General features: G+C 69.3%; 16 protein-coding genes. 6 read left to right on the top strand and 10 right to left on the bottom strand.

All coding sequences use genetic code 11. From position 1 onward, the window contains the following. The first annotated feature begins 59 nt into the window (after positions 1–59). Entirely contained in the window at positions 60–311 is a 252-nt protein-coding gene (locus tag ACHZD8_RS05995) for a hypothetical protein (RefSeq protein ID WP_394769251.1), read from the top strand. A gap of 126 nt (positions 312–437) precedes the next feature. On the opposite strand, the gene ACHZD8_RS05990 is transcribed toward ACHZD8_RS05995, so the two are convergent. Both ACHZD8_RS05990 and ACHZD8_RS05985 read right to left on the bottom strand, forming a co-directional pair. Next, on the bottom strand, positions 438–929 hold the full coding sequence (locus ACHZD8_RS05990; RefSeq protein WP_394769250.1) for a MarR family transcriptional regulator: 492 nt from the start codon (positions 927–929) through the stop codon (positions 438–440). 55 nt (positions 930–984) lie between these two features. Beyond that, a complete protein-coding gene (locus ACHZD8_RS05985; RefSeq protein WP_394769249.1) occupies positions 985–1,200 on the bottom strand; it encodes a PLDc N-terminal domain-containing protein in 216 nt (71 codons plus the stop codon). Between the two features lie 94 nt (positions 1,201–1,294). Here ACHZD8_RS05985 and ACHZD8_RS05980 point away from each other — a divergent pair, with 94 nt between their 5' ends. After that, complete coding sequence (locus ACHZD8_RS05980; RefSeq protein WP_394769248.1) at positions 1,295–2,830, top strand: CHAD domain-containing protein; 1,536 nt, start codon at positions 1,295–1,297, stop codon at positions 2,828–2,830. A gap of 11 nt (positions 2,831–2,841) precedes the next feature. Here the strand turns inward: ACHZD8_RS05980 and ACHZD8_RS05975 are convergent, their stop codons facing one another. Next, positions 2,842–4,062, bottom strand: a complete 1,221-nt coding sequence (locus ACHZD8_RS05975) for an acyltransferase family protein (RefSeq protein WP_394769247.1) — start codon at positions 4,060–4,062, stop codon at positions 2,842–2,844. 74 nt (positions 4,063–4,136) lie between these two features. Between ACHZD8_RS05975 and ACHZD8_RS05970 the strand changes: the two genes are divergently transcribed. Further along, complete coding sequence (locus ACHZD8_RS05970; protein ID WP_394769246.1) at positions 4,137–4,943, top strand: DUF1206 domain-containing protein; 807 nt, start codon at positions 4,137–4,139, stop codon at positions 4,941–4,943. Between the two features lie 9 nt (positions 4,944–4,952). On the opposite strand, the gene ACHZD8_RS05965 is transcribed toward ACHZD8_RS05970, so the two are convergent. Together ACHZD8_RS05965 and ACHZD8_RS05960 are read right to left on the bottom strand one after the other, a co-directional pair. Further along, entirely contained in the window at positions 4,953–5,537 is a 585-nt protein-coding gene (locus ACHZD8_RS05965) for an FMN-binding protein (protein ID WP_394769245.1), read from the bottom strand. Positions 5,538–5,677: 140 nt separating this feature from the next. Then, a complete protein-coding gene (locus tag ACHZD8_RS05960; RefSeq protein WP_394769244.1) occupies positions 5,678–6,883 on the bottom strand; it encodes an FAD-dependent monooxygenase in 1,206 nt (401 codons plus the stop codon). A gap of 155 nt (positions 6,884–7,038) precedes the next feature. On the opposite strand from ACHZD8_RS05960, the gene ACHZD8_RS05955 reads away from it, so the two are divergent. Continuing rightward, positions 7,039–8,001 (top strand): TetR/AcrR family transcriptional regulator C-terminal domain-containing protein, encoded by a 963-nt coding sequence (locus ACHZD8_RS05955; protein ID WP_394769243.1) that lies wholly within the window; start codon positions 7,039–7,041, stop codon positions 7,999–8,001. Between the two features lie 33 nt (positions 8,002–8,034). Here ACHZD8_RS05955 and ACHZD8_RS05950 read toward each other — a convergent pair whose 3' ends face one another. Beyond that, positions 8,035–9,222 (bottom strand): alkaline phosphatase family protein, encoded by a 1,188-nt coding sequence (locus tag ACHZD8_RS05950; protein WP_394769242.1) that lies wholly within the window; start codon positions 9,220–9,222, stop codon positions 8,035–8,037. Positions 9,223–9,374: 152 nt separating this feature from the next. On the opposite strand from ACHZD8_RS05950, the gene ACHZD8_RS05945 reads away from it, so the two are divergent. Together ACHZD8_RS05945 and ACHZD8_RS05940 are read left to right on the top strand one after the other, a co-directional pair. Continuing rightward, on the top strand, positions 9,375–9,980 hold the full coding sequence (locus ACHZD8_RS05945; RefSeq protein WP_394769241.1) for an acetate uptake transporter: 606 nt from the start codon (positions 9,375–9,377) through the stop codon (positions 9,978–9,980). A gap of 55 nt (positions 9,981–10,035) precedes the next feature. Next, on the top strand, positions 10,036–10,884 hold the full coding sequence (locus tag ACHZD8_RS05940) for a class I SAM-dependent methyltransferase (RefSeq protein WP_394769240.1): 849 nt from the start codon (positions 10,036–10,038) through the stop codon (positions 10,882–10,884). Between the two features lie 6 nt (positions 10,885–10,890). Here the strand turns inward: ACHZD8_RS05940 and ACHZD8_RS05935 are convergent, their stop codons facing one another. The 4 genes from ACHZD8_RS05935 to ACHZD8_RS05920 are packed head-to-tail and all read right to left on the bottom strand — an operon-like array spanning position 10,891 to position 14,640. Further along, on the bottom strand, positions 10,891–11,598 hold the full coding sequence (locus ACHZD8_RS05935) for a GntR family transcriptional regulator (protein WP_394769239.1): 708 nt from the start codon (positions 11,596–11,598) through the stop codon (positions 10,891–10,893). Between the two features lie 57 nt (positions 11,599–11,655). Continuing rightward, positions 11,656–12,777 (bottom strand): mandelate racemase/muconate lactonizing enzyme family protein, encoded by a 1,122-nt coding sequence (locus ACHZD8_RS05930; protein ID WP_394769238.1) that lies wholly within the window; start codon positions 12,775–12,777, stop codon positions 11,656–11,658. Positions 12,778–12,803: 26 nt separating this feature from the next. Beyond that, positions 12,804–13,685 (bottom strand): carbohydrate ABC transporter permease, encoded by an 882-nt coding sequence (locus tag ACHZD8_RS05925; RefSeq protein ID WP_394769237.1) that lies wholly within the window; start codon positions 13,683–13,685, stop codon positions 12,804–12,806. Continuing rightward, entirely contained in the window at positions 13,675–14,640 is a 966-nt protein-coding gene (locus ACHZD8_RS05920) for a carbohydrate ABC transporter permease (protein WP_394769236.1), read from the bottom strand. Before ACHZD8_RS05920 ends, ACHZD8_RS05925 begins: the two co-directional genes overlap by 11 nt.

The raw sequence follows: 14,640 nt of genomic DNA, 5'->3' as shown, positions 1-14,640 counted from the left end.
GTAGTGCAATGATTGCGTTAACGCAACCGCTTTCGATTGCGCCAATCGAAGGAAGAACGATGACGAACACAGAGAGGCCGAAGGGGACGACCGAGGAATACGAGGGACGGTACACCGAGGCGGACCCGGAGGGGCCCGCGCCGCGTTCGATCCGTGGGGCATACACCCGCACCGACGCCAACCCGCATCCGGAGCCGCCGGAAGAGGGCCGGTACATCCGCGGCAAGGCCAACCCTCGCGGCATCGCCCCCGGCTCACACCACGGGCACTACACCGAGGCCGAACACGGGGTCAGGTCGGTGCCACAGTAGCGCCGCAGCGCCAGCACGACCTCGGCAGGGGACCCTCGACGAGAGCGCCGCACTCCGTGCAGACCCGCTCGAGCCAGCAGACCTCCCCGAGGTCGTCGTGCTCGCGAGCGCCACCGGGTTGCTCGGTCATTTCGGCAGGCTCAGCGCGAACCGACCGTCGCGCGTGCCCTCTCCCCCCGCCGCCGTGGCGAACTCGGAGAGCGCCCGCGCAGTCGCCGCGCGTTGGTCCGCCGGCATCCTGGACAGGATCTCCGCGATCGCTCGACGTCGGCGTTCGAGCACGTGAGACACCAGGTCTCGCCCCCGGTCGGTCAGGGCGAGGTGCAGGTATCGACGGTCCGCCCGATGCTCCGTCCGGGCGATCAGGCCGGCCTGGACCAGGCGATCACAGGTGCGCGTGGCGTTGGACGGATGCACCCCGAGCTCGACGGCAACGCCGCCCAGATTCTGCGGGCCGTTCGCCGCGATGAGGATGAGCACCCGCAACTGGGGCGTCGTCACGATCTCCTCGACGTCGAGCACCGACTGGGCCGCCACCCGCAACAGGACATTTGCGGAGGCGAGCACGGCGTCGATCTCTTCGAGTGCAGGGTCGGCCTCGTCGGCGGGTTCGTTCACCCGCCCCACTATCCCCGAATGATTGCGGCAGCGCAACCTTTGCGCGAACCGGGGATCAGCGTCGACGACCTCGCACGAAATAGGCGATCGGCCCGAAGAAGTTCACCGCGATGATGGCCGCCCAGACACCCTTGCGGCCGTTGACCAGTTTGGCCGGCCGCCGGGCCAGATCCGTCCAGGCCGCGACGGCGAGAACGAGTTCCGCCACGGCCGCCACCACCACCGCCCTCTGCTGCCCTTGGCTCAGGTCACTCCAGTTGCGTGTCTTCATTGCTCCCTCTCCCTCCCTCGGATTCTCGCATCCGCTGCGGCGATCCCGCCCGGGCCTTTCGGCCCCTGAGCACCTTTGCCGCCTAAAATCAGCTATGGCTTCCCGCGACGCACTCGAGATCGAACGGAAGTACGACGTGACGGAGGCCACCCCGCTTCCCGACCTGCACACCCTTTCCGGCGTTCGACGCGTCGACCAGCCCGTGGAGCACGCCCTCGAGGCCGTGTACTTCGACACCGACGACCTCGCCCTCGCCGCGAACCACATCACGCTGCGCAGGCGCACCGGCGGCGATGACGCCGGCTGGCACCTCAAGCTCCCGCAGTCGAGCGACACGCGCCGGGAGCTGCACGAACCACTCGGCGTCGACCGTCACCGAGTTCCGGAGGTCCTGCTCCGGCGGGTGCGGGTTCACCTTCGGGGGCGTGCGCTCGCCCCCGTCGTGCGACTGAGCACCCGCCGCATCGTGCGGGGGCTGCGCGGGGACGGCGACCAGGTTCTCGCGGTGTTCTGCGACGACCACGTCACCGCCGAGCGGCTCGTCCCGACCACCGCCGCCGAGAGCTGGCGGGAGTGGGAGGTGGAACTCGTGGACGGAGGCGCGACGGTGCTCGACGCCGCGGAGTCGCTGTTCGCCGCGGCCGGCATCCGCCGCTCCCCGTCGGCGTCCAAGCTTGCCCGCTCCCTCGGCGACCGGCTGCCCCCGCAGCGGGCGGTGCCGCAGTGGACGACCAACCGCAAGACCGCCGCCCACGTGCTGCTCAGTTACCTGGACGAGCACGTCCACGCCCTCGTGGCCCAGGATCCGCTCGTGCGCGAGGGCGGCCCCGGCGCGGTGGACCAGACGGATGCCGTGCACGATGTGCGGATCGCCATTCGCCGGCTGCGCTCCGCGCTCGCGACCTATCGCCTGCTCCTTGACCCGGACGTCGCGGCGCGGCTCCGGGCCGAGCTGCAGTGGCTCGGGGCGGCGCTGGGAACCTCCCGCGACATCCAGGTGATCAACGCCCGACTGGACACCCTGGTGGGGGACGAAGCTCCCGCACTAGTCCTCGGACCGGTGAGGGGCCGGATCGACGCCCAGCTCGGCGGGGACTTCGCGACCGCGAGGAACGGCGGTCTCGAGGCACTGGACTCGACGCGCTACTTCGATCTGCTCGACGCGCTGGACGGCCTCCTCGCGTCCCCACCGCTCACCGACCTTGCCGGGAGATCCGCGGAACGCGTGATCCCGCGCCTGATCGAGCGCGAGTCACGGCGGCTCCGTCGCGCCGTGCGCGCGGAACACACCGTGAAGGATGCCCGGGGCCACGCGCTCGCCCTGCACGACGTGCGCAAGGCGGCCAAGCGCCTGCGCTACGCGGCGGAGCTCGCGCGACCGGTGCGACGCAGGGCGGCCGATCGGCTCGCCGCCGCCGCGGAGAACCTGCAGACGATACTGGGTGAGCACCAGGACAGCGTCGTGGCGCGGGATACCCTCCTGCGCCTGAGCACCCAGGCCTATCTTCAGGGGGAGAACGGGTTCAGTTACGGGCGCCTGCACGCCATCGAGGAGCAGCGCGCCGCGGCGGCCGAGGCGCAGTTCCACAAGGCGTGGAAGCGATTCCCGAAGGGACTCGCGAAGGACTGAACGGGCGAGCGTCAGGCCGCGTTCGACGAGCGCGCGCGGTGATTCTCCACTCCCGTGCTCACCGCCCGGGTGATGCGCCGGGCCAGCCGATGGGATGGACGCTCGACCACCCAGTGGAATCCCCACGCCGTGAGCAGCGCCGCCGGCACGGTGAGCAGGGCCACGAGCCACCAGCGCTCGTCGCCGAGCAGGAAGGTGAGAGTGGCGAGGATCGGCATGTGCACGAGGTAGAGGCTGAACGAGACCCGGCCGAGCCACTGGATGGGGCGGGATTCGAGCGCCGAGCGCACCGGACGCACCCCGATGGCGGCGAGCACGAATCCTCCCGCGCCGAGCACCGAGAGCTGGCTGAGCAGCGTGTCGGCGACCGAACCGCTTGCAACGACGGGCCGAAGAAGCGAGTGCCCGACGAGCAGCAGCAGCGAGCCGACGACGAGTGCCGCCCCCCACCGGCCGGAGTGGGGCCGCAGCAGGCGGCGCTTGGTCCACTCCCGGATGGCATCCAGTCGCACCGCCATGATCGTGCCGATGAAGAAGACCGGCAGGTACTGAAAGGCGTCGATGCCCGCGACCACGCCGACGGTACTGATCACGAACGCGAAAGCGATCGCGATGGCCCAGTGTCGGCGCACCACGATGGCGAGGGCCACGAAGAGGGGCAGCAACACCGAGAACACCAGCTCCCAGCGGAGGGACCACAGCACGTTGTTCACGTCGTACGAGGCGCGGGTGAGGCTCGCCTCGTCGAGCAGGGTGCCCCAACTGATCGAGGTCGCCTGGGAGTTGTCCATCCACGTTCCCGCGGTGACCGCTGCCTGGTCTCGGGGGATCATCCAGACCAGCACCGTGCCGATGGCGATGGAGACCCAGACCGGGATGTAGAGGCGCACGAGGCGTCCGCTGAGGAATCCGGCCCAGGTGAAGCCCTTCGAGCCGAGGGCCGGCAGCGCCACGACGAGGCCGCTCAGCACGAAGAAGACGAGCACGGCCTCCGAACCGGCGCTGAGCAGCTTGAGCGGCGTCTGCGAGATCCACCAGATGGCGCTTCCCACCCCCGATCCGCCCGCCTTCAGCAGCACAGGCTCCGCCACGAGGTACAGGTGATAGAGCACCACCACCATGGCGGCAACACCGCGGAGACCGTCGAGAGCGGTGAGGCGGCCGCTCGATCCCGCGCTTTTCGCGGGGGTCGCAGTGGGCTTTCGTTCGCTCGTCGTCTGTAAGGTCATCATCTCGAGGCTAGGAAAGCTTCCTGAGTGTTGCGTCTGTATAGGGTGGCAATCCCCCGGATGACTAGGCTGGGGCCATGGCGAATCGGGTGGCTACCTCCGCGGCACGAGGGGCGAAGAACAATCGGGTGTTCCAGGTGCTCGCCCGTCTGGGCTACGCCGTCAACGGGCTCCTGCACATCCTCATCGGGGCGATCGCGATCAGCGTCGCGACCGGTGCCGGGGGCGGCGAGGCCGACCAGTCCGGGGCGCTCGGCCAGCTCGCCGCGACACCCGGCGGCCGCATCCTGTTGTGGGTCGTCGTTGTCGGCCTCGCCGCCCTCGGCGTCTGGCAGCTTGTGGTGGGGCTGCTCGCCAGGGGCTCTGACACGAAGAGCCGGTGGGCGCACCGTGCCGCCGAGTGGGGAAAGGGCGTCGCCTATCTCGCGATCGCCGCGACGGCGCTCACCTTCGCCAACGGCGGCTCCACGAATGCCGCCCAGAGCACGAGCGGCTTCGCCAGCGGGCTCCTCGCGACCCCGGGTGGCGTCGTCATTCTGGTCGTGCTCGGGCTCGGCATCGCCGGCATCGGGCTGTACTTCGTGCTCAAGGGGGCCAGGAAAAAGTTCACCGACGACATCACCGTGCCGCCGACCGTGGGTCGGGTGGTCGTGGTCCTCGGCGTGGTGGGCTATATCGCCAAGGGCATCGCTCTTGTGGTGACCGGCGCGGTCTTCGTCACCGCGGCCGTCACGATCGATCCCAGCAAGGCGACAGGCCTGGACGGGGCGCTCAAGGCGCTCGTCGCACTGCCATACGGCCCGGTCATCCTCTGGGTGGTGGGCGCCGGGCTCATCGCCTACGGCCTGTACTGCTTTGCGCGGGCCAGACTCGCCCGCCTCTGATCGTGCCGGCTACCCGAAGTGCGCGCTCGTGAGGACGGCCTGCAGCGAGGAGAGGTAGCCGACTGACGTGTAGGTGGCGCCGCTGACTCCCGCCACGCGCGCCGACTGGGATGCGAGCACCTCGGATCGCAGAATCGGTGCCGCGTACTGACTGATCTGCACCGAGGTCGAGCCCGCGTCGGTGAGCTTGAGCGCCTGCACGTCGGTGATTCGCCCTCCCGCGATCGTCACCGCGACCCGCACCGTGCCGTACGGCGTCTGGGCCAGGGAGCCCTGGAAGGTACCGGCGACCGCGACGGGCGGTGCCGGCGGGGGTGGGGCGGCCACCGGCGGTGCCGGAACGGGTTTCGGCGCGACCGTGGGGGCCGCCGTGACGGTCGCCGTCGGCGTGGGGCTCGGTGTGGGAGTCGCCTCGACCGGGGCGGGGATGCTCTTCGTGGGAGTCGGCGACGCCGAGCGGATCGCGACGGTCGGCGTCGGGGTGGCCGCCGCTGCCGGGTGGAGGGCCGCGTCGTGCCACGCGCCGGATTCCCACCCGGCGAAGAGGATGCATCCCGAGGCGAAGACCGCCGCTACCACCGCACGTGCTCTCATTGCCTGGCGCGCCGTCCTCCCCGGTGGTGTGCTCCCATTCTGCGCCGCGATCGCCACGGAGCCGGCAGCCACGGGGTGGGTGTGTCGCGGCGGGCGAGGGTGGTCTTCGCGCCTGTGATCGGATGCGCCTGCGCCAGCCGCTAGGAGACAGGCACCGGGTAGGTGGGGAGGGCGATTCCCCCCGCCTTGGCAAACTGCTTCGCCATCATCGGCCGCATCGGCCAGCGGCCCATCCAGCGCATCGACGCGTTCCGCAGCGCGATGGCGAGCGCGCTGATCGGCGCGAAGCTCGCCACTCCCCCCGGCGCAAGTTCCTGCCCCTGGGTCACATACGGCCGCATGACCTCGTCGTAGCGGCGGAACGCCACCGAGTGATCGCCGTCTGCCTGGGCGAGTTCGCCGGCAAGCACCCAGGCACCGACCAGCGCCAGGCTTGTGCCCAACCCGGTCAGAGGCGTCGGGCAATATCCGGCGTCACCGAGGAGAACGATCCGCCCTCGCGACCAGTGGTCGAGATGTACCTGCCCGAGTGAGTCGAAGGAGAAATCGGTGGAGTCTCGGAGAGTCCCGAGTAGCGCGGGCGTCAGCCAGCCGTCCCGCTCGAACCGGCTGGCGACGATGTCTTTCTGAGCCGCGATATCCCGGCGGTCGAACTCGAGCGGTGCCGACCGAAAGCTGAAGCCCGCCTTGGCCTCGCCGGCGACGCGCCCCGGTCGCACCGAGGCCACCAGCCCGCCGGGAGCGTTGTGCATGAGGTACCAGCCGTCGAGGGCGAAGTCGGCAGAGGCGGTGAACCAGGCGGTGTAGCAATTCAGCGGGCGAACGAACTCCGACTCCTCACCGAAGGCAAGCGCTCGCACCCGTGAGTGCAGCCCATCGGCGCCGACCACCAGGTCGAAGCGGCGTGCGGCCGCCGTCTCGAAGCTGACCTGCACGCCCTCGGCATCCTCGGCGATGCCCGTGATGGTGTCGTCGAAGAGGTACTCGACCTCGGGCATCGTTGCGTCGTAGAGAAGCCGGCCCAGGTCGCCCCGCAACACCTCGATTTCCGACACGAATCCTTCACCGCCGAAGAGCCCCTTGGGCACCCAGGCGTCGACCTTTCCCCTCGAACCGACGAAGGCGATGCCGCGCTGGTCGAGCGAGACCGCTTTCACACGATCCATCAGGCCCATCATCTCGATGACGGTGCGACCGGCGCCGCGCAGGTCCACCGCCTGGCCGCCGGGGCGCGGCTCGGGCGCACGCTCGACCACGGTCGGAGTGAATCCGCGCTGCCGTAGCAGAAAGGCGAGTGCCGGGCCGGCGATGCCCGCCCCGGAGATCAGGATGCTGGTGTTCTTCATGAGCGTGAATGTACGCTGTACGCGTGCATAGTGCAATAGAAATGCGCCGCGTGGTTCTGTGCACTAGTGCGTGGGTGCCGGTCGGACCGAGTCGGCACTCTCGATCAGGCCACACCGAGCCGTTGACCAGGGTGCACTAGTACAGAGGAGGACTCATGACCGCAGTCCCGCGCTCCGCGCAGATCGCCGCCGAACTTCGCGCGCAAATCGAGTCGGGCGGCCTCGGCCCGGGCATGCGGGTGCCATCAACCCGCGACATGGTGAGGGAGTGGGGCGTGGCGATGGCCACCGCAACCAAGGCCCTCAGCACTCTGCGGCAGGCGGGCCTCGTCCACTCCGTGCCGGGCATCGGTACCGTGGTCGGTCCCGGGCCGAACCGAGGCGAGGAGGGTTCCGCCGCGACACGACGGGCATCGGCTGCCGCGCCTGCACGGCACGCCACGGCAACCCCAACGACGGAGGTGATCGTCGCTGCCGCGATCGCGATCGCCGACGCGGAGGGACTGGCCGGCGTCTCGATGCGGAGGGTCGCCGCCCAGCTCGGAGTCGGCACGATGTCGCTGTACCGGCATGTCGCCGACAAGGACGACCTGCTGGTTCGAATGATGGACGCGGTGCTGCGCGAGCGAATGCCGCCGGAGCCGCCTCCGACCGGCTGGCGCGCCAGACTCGAGTTGGCGGCCGGCACGCTCTGGGCTACGTTTCACCAGCACATGTGGCTGGCGCCCGTGCTCTCGGTCACCCGGCCGCAACCGATCGCTAGCGGAATGACGTACCTGGAGTTTGTGCTCGAGGCCCTCGTCGAGGCCGGGCTCACTCCGCGGCGCGCCCTCGGCCTGCACCTGGCGCTCGTCAACTACGTGCGGGGAACGGCGCTGAACCTCGAACTCGAGGCAGACGCGATCGCCGACAGCGGCCAGGATGCGCGGCAATGGATGGATGCGCAGGAACCAGCGGTGCAGTCCGTGCTCTCGACCACGGAGCTGCCCGTATTCGAACGGCTCGACGCCATCGATCACCAGGTCGACCTCGATTCGCTGTTCGATTTCGGCCTGCAGCGCCTGCTCGACGGGTTCGCTGTCGACATCGCACTGGCCAGAGGAGGGCGGCGCTCGTGATCCAGGTCCGCAGCGCGGCGTTCCGCCGAGCGATCAGGCCGGCTTCGGCGCCCTGGGCGGATTCGGATGCACGATGCCGTCCCGCGGCGCCGGGAGGGTCGAGCCGTCGAGGGTGACGAGCGCATGCAGGGTGGCGCCGAGCGGCTCCGGCCAGGGGGCGGGGGCGACCTTCGCCGGCGAGGGCACCGGCGGCGTCGGCTGCACGATCGTGGTTCCGAACTCGGGCGGCAGCGGCCGCGATAGTGTCGGCCGCACCCGGTGGGCGAGCGACGGGGCGTGGTCCACCCGGGGCACCCCGAACGGCGGCAGCCCGAGCAGGTCGACGATGGTCTTCGGAATCGACGCGTGGGAGTGCCACTCCGGGTCGATGCCCTGCTCGACCATTCCCCCGAACATGATCAGCGGGATGCGCGACCCGCCGATCACCGCGAACCCACCCGGGTGCAGCGCATCCGGCACCGTCTCGATCGCCGGCGTCGGCACGGAGTCGGCGTAGCCTCCCCAGTCGTCCCAGGTGATGATGAACGTCGTGTTCTGCCAGCCGCCCCCGTCGATCACGGCCTGCACGCGCTGCCAGACGAGGTCCTGGCCCCGGGTGGCGTAGCTGGGGTCGCTCACGTGCGGCGGATGCTCGTCATAGCCGGCGGGGCTCCAGACGTAGCAGACCCGCGGCAGTTCTCCCGCCTTCGCCATCGGAATGAAGTCCTTCGGCGGGTACACGGTGGCCGATCCCGGGCCGGTCGAGAGGCTCTTGTAGAACTTGGTGGGGTAGCCGCCCTGGTCGGGGAACGCCGCCCAGCTCACATGGCCGGCCTCGGCGACGGTGAAGATCGACGGGATGTCCCAGACCGGATGCGGGCCGATGAACGGGGGGTTCTTGAGGGTCGGCATCTGGCCGCCCACGGCGAGCATGTGTCCGGGGGTGGAGTTGGACCCGGACCCGAAGTGGTGATCCGAGAAGGTGAACTGCTTGGCCAGCCAGCTGTAGAACGGGATCACGGTGTCGTTGTCGACCTGGGCCGCCAGGGCCGGGTAGTCGCCCATCGCGTAGTGCACCCACGCGTTGCGATCGTGCGGCTGGTCGAAGTTCGGCGCCGCGCTCAACAGGTGGCCGCCGTTCGCGACATCCGCCCCCCAGTCGGCGAGTGTCGGGAAGTAGAAGTCGGTGGTCTTGTTCTCCTGGAGGAACACGATCACCCGATGATCCGGTATGGCGGCCATGCTCCAAGCCAAGCACCATGGCCCGTGCGCGACAAGATCCAGCGGGTGAACATCGCCTTGCGCCCGAGCGATGACCCCCGAACGGGGGCGTAGGGTGGCACGGGTGTTCTTCGGCAACGCTGCCGGAGACGAAGAGCAGGAGTGTCATTCGCATGAGCGCCACCACTGAGATCGCCGTCACCGACCACACCGTCCACGCCCGTCCATCGTTCGCCGATCCGGGGGCCCTGGGCCTCGGTGCGTTCGCCCTCACCACTTTCGTGCTCAGCCTCGCCAACTCCGGCATCGTGCCCACCGCCGGGGCCGCCGTGCTCGGGATCGCCCTGTTCTACGGGGGAATCGCCCAACTCGCCGCCGGGATGTGGGAGTTCGCGAGCGGAAACACCTTCGGCGCGACCGCCTTCACCTCCTACGGCGCCTTCTGGCTCGCCTTCTGGTGGCTGGAGACCAACCCGGCCGCCGCGAAGGAGGCCGGTGCCGCCGGCGTCGGCAGCTTCCTGCTGGCCTGGACGATCTTCACCGTGCTGATGACCGTCGCCGCCCTGAAGACCAACCGGGTGATCCTCGCGGTGTTCGTGGCGCTCTCGCTCACGTTCCTGGCCCTCACTATCGGCGAGTTCTCCGGCGCGGTGGGAGTCAGCCGGCTCGGCGGCTGGATCGGCTTCCTCACCACCGCGTTCGCCTGGTACGGCTCGTGCGCCGTCGTCGTGAACTCCACCTGGAAGCGCACGGTGCTCCCCGTCTGGCCGCGCGGGTAGTCCGCAGCGCGTCGAGGTCTTCTCACGGGCTCCTTCGAGCGCCAGACTGGGGCGCATGGATTCGCCAGAGGTCAACCAGCACAGTGCCAGGGTCGCGGCCCTCTTCGACCGGGTGGCTGACACCTACGACGCCGTCGGCGTGCCATGGTTCGGGCCGATCGCCGAACGACTGGTGGCGGAGGTCGCGCCCCACCCCGGCGAGCGCGCACTCGACCTCGGCACCGGGCGTGGAGCGGCCCTCTGGCCCCTCGTCGACGCGGTCGGCCCGACCGGGCACGTGACCGGGGTCGATCTGGCCGAGCGGATGATCGAGGCCACGCGGCAGGACGCGGCGGAGCGCGGAATCGACACGGTGACTCTCGTCGTCGGCGACGCGAGCGGCCCGACGCTGCCGGAGGCCGCCTTCGATCTGGCTGTCGCCTCCCTCGTGCTCTTCTTCCTTCCCGATCCGCCGGTCGCCGTCGCCGCCTGGCGGCGCCTGCTCGTGCCGGGCGGGCGGCTCGGAGTATCGACCTTCGGCGCCCGGGACGCCGCGTGGGAGCGTGTCGACGACGTCTTCACCCGGTACCTCCCGCCCCAGTTGCTCGACGCCCGCACCAGCGGGGCGCGAGGCCCGTTCGCGAGCGACGCCGGCGTGGAGGGGCTGTTCGCCGACGCCGGCTTCGTCGATGTGCGAACCACCCATCTCGAGCAGGCCGTGCACTTCTCCGATGTCGAGGAGTGGCGTCGCTGGACCTGGTCGCACGGCCAGCGCACCCACTGGGAGGCCGTTCCGGAGGAGAGGCGCGCCGAGGTGCTCGAGGAGGCCGCCGAGCGGCTGTCGACGGCGCCGGCCGACGTCGGCGGCTTCACCCTCAGCCAGCAGGTGCGCTACACGATCGGGGTGCGACCGAGGGCGGTCTGACCCCGGTCAGGACTCCGGCTGGGCGATGTTCGGGGCGATGCGCGAATAGGAGTGCGCGATGTGCTCCAGCATCGCCGTCTCGGCGGCACCCGCGTCGCGAGTGCGGAGGGCCTGGAGCACGGCCTCGTGCTCGTCGGCGGTCTCATCGGCGATGCCATGCGTGAAGTAGAGGCGGTAGAGGTGCATGTGCGACCGCAACCGCAGGATCGCGTCGGCCAGTAACTCATTGCCGGCGTGCTCGGCGATCAGCCGGTGAAACCGGGCATCCTGATCCGCGAAGTCCTTGTAGTCCTGAAAGCGGTCTTCGCCCGTCTGGGAGGCGGCCGCGCTCGCGTGCATCTGCTGGGCGAGCCGTTCGAGTTCGCGGAGGTCGTCGTCGTCGAGGCGACCGACCGCGCGCCGGGCGGCCGCCGGTTCGAGCAGGGTGCGCATCTCGAAGAGCCTCCGCAGGCCCTCCCCGTCCAGCAGGGGCGCCGCCGTGTAGCCCTTGAGCGGGCGCTTCACGACGAGTCCCTCCGCCTCGAGCCTGGCGAGCGCCTCGCGCACCGGGGTGGGGGAAACGTTCAGCTCCCGGGCGATCCCGTCGATGCTCGCCCGGCTTCCCGGCTCGATCACCTGGTCCATCAGCAGCCCGAGGACCGCGTCGTAGACCTCGTCGGCGAGCGCTCGACGAGCGGGGAGAAACCGGGACCCCGGTTCGGGCTGCATGCTCATGCGGCCAATGTTATGTGCATTCCGGCACGACGAAAGAGGAAATAGCGTAGAGGATGCTCACAGCACGCGAAGTGCATCCAGGGCGTCGAAGTCCCAGTCGATTCCGAGTCCGGGGGCACTCGGCGCGACTCCGTGGCCGTCCACGATCTCGAGGTCGTTCCTGGTGACCGCGCGCAACTGGGGGATGTGTTCGAGGTAGAGCGCATTGGGAATCGCGCAGGTGAGCGACACGTGGAGTTCCATGAGAAAGTGCGGAGCCACCTTGACGTTGAACGCCTCGGCGAGATGCGCCACCTTGAGCCACGGCGTGATGCCGCCGATGCGCGCGGCATCCACCTGCACAATCGACGCCGCCCCGGCCTGAAGGTATTCGCGAAACTGGCCGAGCGAGTACATGCTTTCGCCCACGGCGACGGGGATGCTCGTGCTCCGGGCGAGCGCCCGGTGCCCGGCCACATCGTCGGCGGGCAGGGGCTCCTCGAACCAGAAGATGTCCAGCGGCTCGAAGAGGGCGGCCCGACGGATCGCCTCGGCCGCGGTCAGCGACTGGTTGGCGTCGATCATGATGTCCAGGTCAGGCCCGCCCGCCTCGCGCACGGCCGCCAGTCGCACGAAGTCCTCGTGCGCGCGTGCCTTGCCGACCTTGATCTTCACCCCCCGCATCCCCCGGGACTTCGACGCGAGAGCCTGGCCCACGAGCTCGTCGACGCCGAGGTGCAGCCAGCCGCCCTCGGTGTCGTAGAGCGGGATCGTGGGCCGGGCGCCGCCGGCAGCCCGCCAGAGCGGGGTGTCGCTCGCCCTCGATCGCGCGTCCCAGACCGCACAGTCCACCGCGGCGATGGCGAGCGAGGTGATCGCGCCCACCGTGGTCGCGCGGGTGGAGGAGAAGAGCGCGAGCCACACGGCCTCCGGACGGCTCGAGTCCTGCCCGACCAGCAGGTCGAGGAGGCCGGTGCGCAGGAGGGAGAGAACCGCACCGCCGCCCGTGCCGATCGTGTAGCTGTAGCCGATCCCCTCGGTGCCGTCGGCGGTGCGGATGCGCACGAGAATCGTCTCCTGCTTCACGAACGACTGCACGGCATCCGTGCGAACCGTCTCCACCGGCAGGTCGCACAGCCAGGCCTCCGCGCTCACGATCGTCGAACCGGTCACTGTCGTGGTCTGGGTCAGGGTGGTCATGGTCTCCTCGAGGGGGTGGATCGACATCATCGGCCGCCGAATCCACCGAGGGCGACGCCCTTGATGAGCTGCCGTTGCAGCAGGGCCACGATGATGAGGGACGGGATCACGGCCAGGGTGGAGGCGGCCATGACCAGACTCCACTGGGTGCCGTGCTCTCCCGTGAACATGGACAACCCGAGCGGCACGGTCGCCAGCTCCTGGCTGTTGATGATGATCAGCGGCCAGAGGTAGGAGTTGTAGTAGCCGATGAACGAGAAGACCGCGAGCACCGAGAGGGGCGCGGTGAGTTGCGGCAGTACCGACCGGAGGGTGCGGAAGCGCGACGCCCCGTCGATGCGCGCCGCCTCCTCGTACTCGATCGGGATCGTGAGGAAGAACTGCCGCATGAGGAAGGTGCCGAAGGCCGTGAAGGCGAACGGCACGATGAGGGCGAAGTACGAGTCCACGAGCCCGAGCTGGTTCATCATGATGAACAGCGGAACCACGAGCACCTCCTGGGGCAGCACGAGGGTCAGCACGAAGAGCAGAAAGAGTCGATCACGAAAGGCGAACCTGAGGCGGGAGAAGGCGTAGGCCGAGAGCACGGCCACGATCACCGAGAGCAGCGCCCCGAGGGTCGCGACGAGGAACCCGTTGAAGATGAAGCGGCCGAACGGCACGAGCGTCCAGGCGTCCGCGAAGTTCTGCCAGCGGATCTCGGAGCCGATGAACGTGGGCCGCGGCGAGAACACCTCGTTCTCGGGCTTCAGCGCGCTGAAGAACATCCAGATGAAGGGAAAGGTGAAGGCGAGCGCGACGACCGCCATCGCCGCGGTGTTCGCCCAGGTGACGAGCGCCGTGCGGCGCTGGGCCGGGCGAAGCCTGCGGCGCCGTGCCGGCGCCGACCGAACGGTGTCACTTGTCATAGTTGACCCACTTCCGTTGGCCCGCGAACTGCAGGGCCGTGATGAGCATGACCACGAGGAACAGGATCCAGGCCAGGGCCGAGGCGTAGCCGAGCTTGTCGAAGACGAACCCGTTGCGGTACAGGTAGAGCACGAAGGTGTTGGTGGATTCGCCCGGGCCGCCCTGGGTGAGGATCTGCGGCTGCACGAAGACCTGGAAGGCACCGATCATCGTCATCGTCATGGTGAAGAAGAGCGAGGGCGAGATCATCGGCAGGATCACGTAGCGCAGCCGGTTCCACGCGCTCGTGCCGTCGACCCGCGACGCCTCGAGGATCTCCTTGGGGATGCCGCCGAGTCCGGCGGAGAGCACGATGACGTTGTAGCCGAACGACTGCCAGACCGACATCGCGATCACCGACAGGAGGGCGAACCGCGGATCGGACAGCCACGACGGTCCGTCGATTCCCGCCGTTCCGAGCACCGAGTTGACGAAGCCGTTCTGGGAGAGCAGCAGCCGCCAGACCAGCGCGTTGGCCACCATCGGCGTGATCGCCGGCAGGAAGAAGATCACGCGCCAGAACCCGGCGAACTTGATCCTGGTGTTGAGCCAGAGCGAGACGGCGAGGGCGAGCAGGAGGTTGAGGGCGGTGTAGACGAAGGCGAACAGCACCGTGTTGAGCAGCACGGTGTAGAAGGTCGGATCGCCGAACAGCTTCTGGTAGTTCGCGATTCCGACGAAGGTCGGCGTGCCGAACAGCGGCCACTCGAACATGCTGATCACGAGGGAGCCGATGAGCGGCACGATGATGAAGAAGAGGAAGCCGGTGAGACCGGGTGCGAGGTAGGCGAGGGCCACGAGCCCGTCGCCCTTCTTCTTCGGTCGCCCGGGAGGCGCTACCGGAAGGGCGGGCGCCGGGGCGGGCGCCACCACCTCCTCCGAGGCGATGGCGTCCGTCTGCAGCCTGACCGTCAT

The sequence above is a fragment of the Lacisediminihabitans sp. genome (genome assembly GCF_043726815.1).
Classification (GTDB): domain Bacteria; phylum Actinomycetota; class Actinomycetes; order Actinomycetales; family Microbacteriaceae; genus Lacisediminihabitans.
Note: the sequence above shows the minus strand (reverse complement) of the source record. Positions and strands in the feature narration are given on the sequence as shown.

Excerpts from the sequence above, each read along its gene's own strand:
- ACHZD8_RS05995 (WP_394769251.1), top strand. The coding sequence starts at position 60 with ATGACGAACACAGAGAGGCCGAAGGGGACGACCGAGGAATACGAGGGA.
- ACHZD8_RS05985 (WP_394769249.1), bottom strand. The coding sequence starts at position 1,200 with ATGAAGACACGCAACTGGAGTGACCTGAGCCAAGGGCAGCAGAGGGCG.
- ACHZD8_RS05980 (WP_394769248.1), top strand. The coding sequence starts at position 1,295 with ATGGCTTCCCGCGACGCACTCGAGATCGAACGGAAGTACGACGTGACG.
- ACHZD8_RS05975 (WP_394769247.1), bottom strand. The coding sequence starts at position 4,062 with ATGATGACCTTACAGACGACGAGCGAACGAAAGCCCACTGCGACCCCC.
- ACHZD8_RS05970 (WP_394769246.1), top strand. The coding sequence starts at position 4,137 with ATGGCGAATCGGGTGGCTACCTCCGCGGCACGAGGGGCGAAGAACAAT.
- ACHZD8_RS05965 (WP_394769245.1), bottom strand. The coding sequence starts at position 5,537 with ATGAGAGCACGTGCGGTGGTAGCGGCGGTCTTCGCCTCGGGATGCATC.
- ACHZD8_RS05960 (WP_394769244.1), bottom strand. The coding sequence starts at position 6,883 with ATGAAGAACACCAGCATCCTGATCTCCGGGGCGGGCATCGCCGGCCCG.
- ACHZD8_RS05955 (WP_394769243.1), top strand. The coding sequence starts at position 7,039 with ATGACCGCAGTCCCGCGCTCCGCGCAGATCGCCGCCGAACTTCGCGCG.
- ACHZD8_RS05950 (WP_394769242.1), bottom strand. The coding sequence starts at position 9,222 with ATGGCCGCCATACCGGATCATCGGGTGATCGTGTTCCTCCAGGAGAAC.
- ACHZD8_RS05945 (WP_394769241.1), top strand. The coding sequence starts at position 9,375 with ATGAGCGCCACCACTGAGATCGCCGTCACCGACCACACCGTCCACGCC.
- ACHZD8_RS05940 (WP_394769240.1), top strand. The coding sequence starts at position 10,036 with ATGGATTCGCCAGAGGTCAACCAGCACAGTGCCAGGGTCGCGGCCCTC.
- ACHZD8_RS05935 (WP_394769239.1), bottom strand. The coding sequence starts at position 11,598 with ATGAGCATGCAGCCCGAACCGGGGTCCCGGTTTCTCCCCGCTCGTCGA.
- ACHZD8_RS05930 (WP_394769238.1), bottom strand. The coding sequence starts at position 12,777 with ATGACCACCCTGACCCAGACCACGACAGTGACCGGTTCGACGATCGTG.
- ACHZD8_RS05925 (WP_394769237.1), bottom strand. The coding sequence starts at position 13,685 with ATGACAAGTGACACCGTTCGGTCGGCGCCGGCACGGCGCCGCAGGCTT.
- ACHZD8_RS05920 (WP_394769236.1), bottom strand. The coding sequence starts at position 14,640 with ATGACGGTCAGGCTGCAGACGGACGCCATCGCCTCGGAGGAGGTGGTG.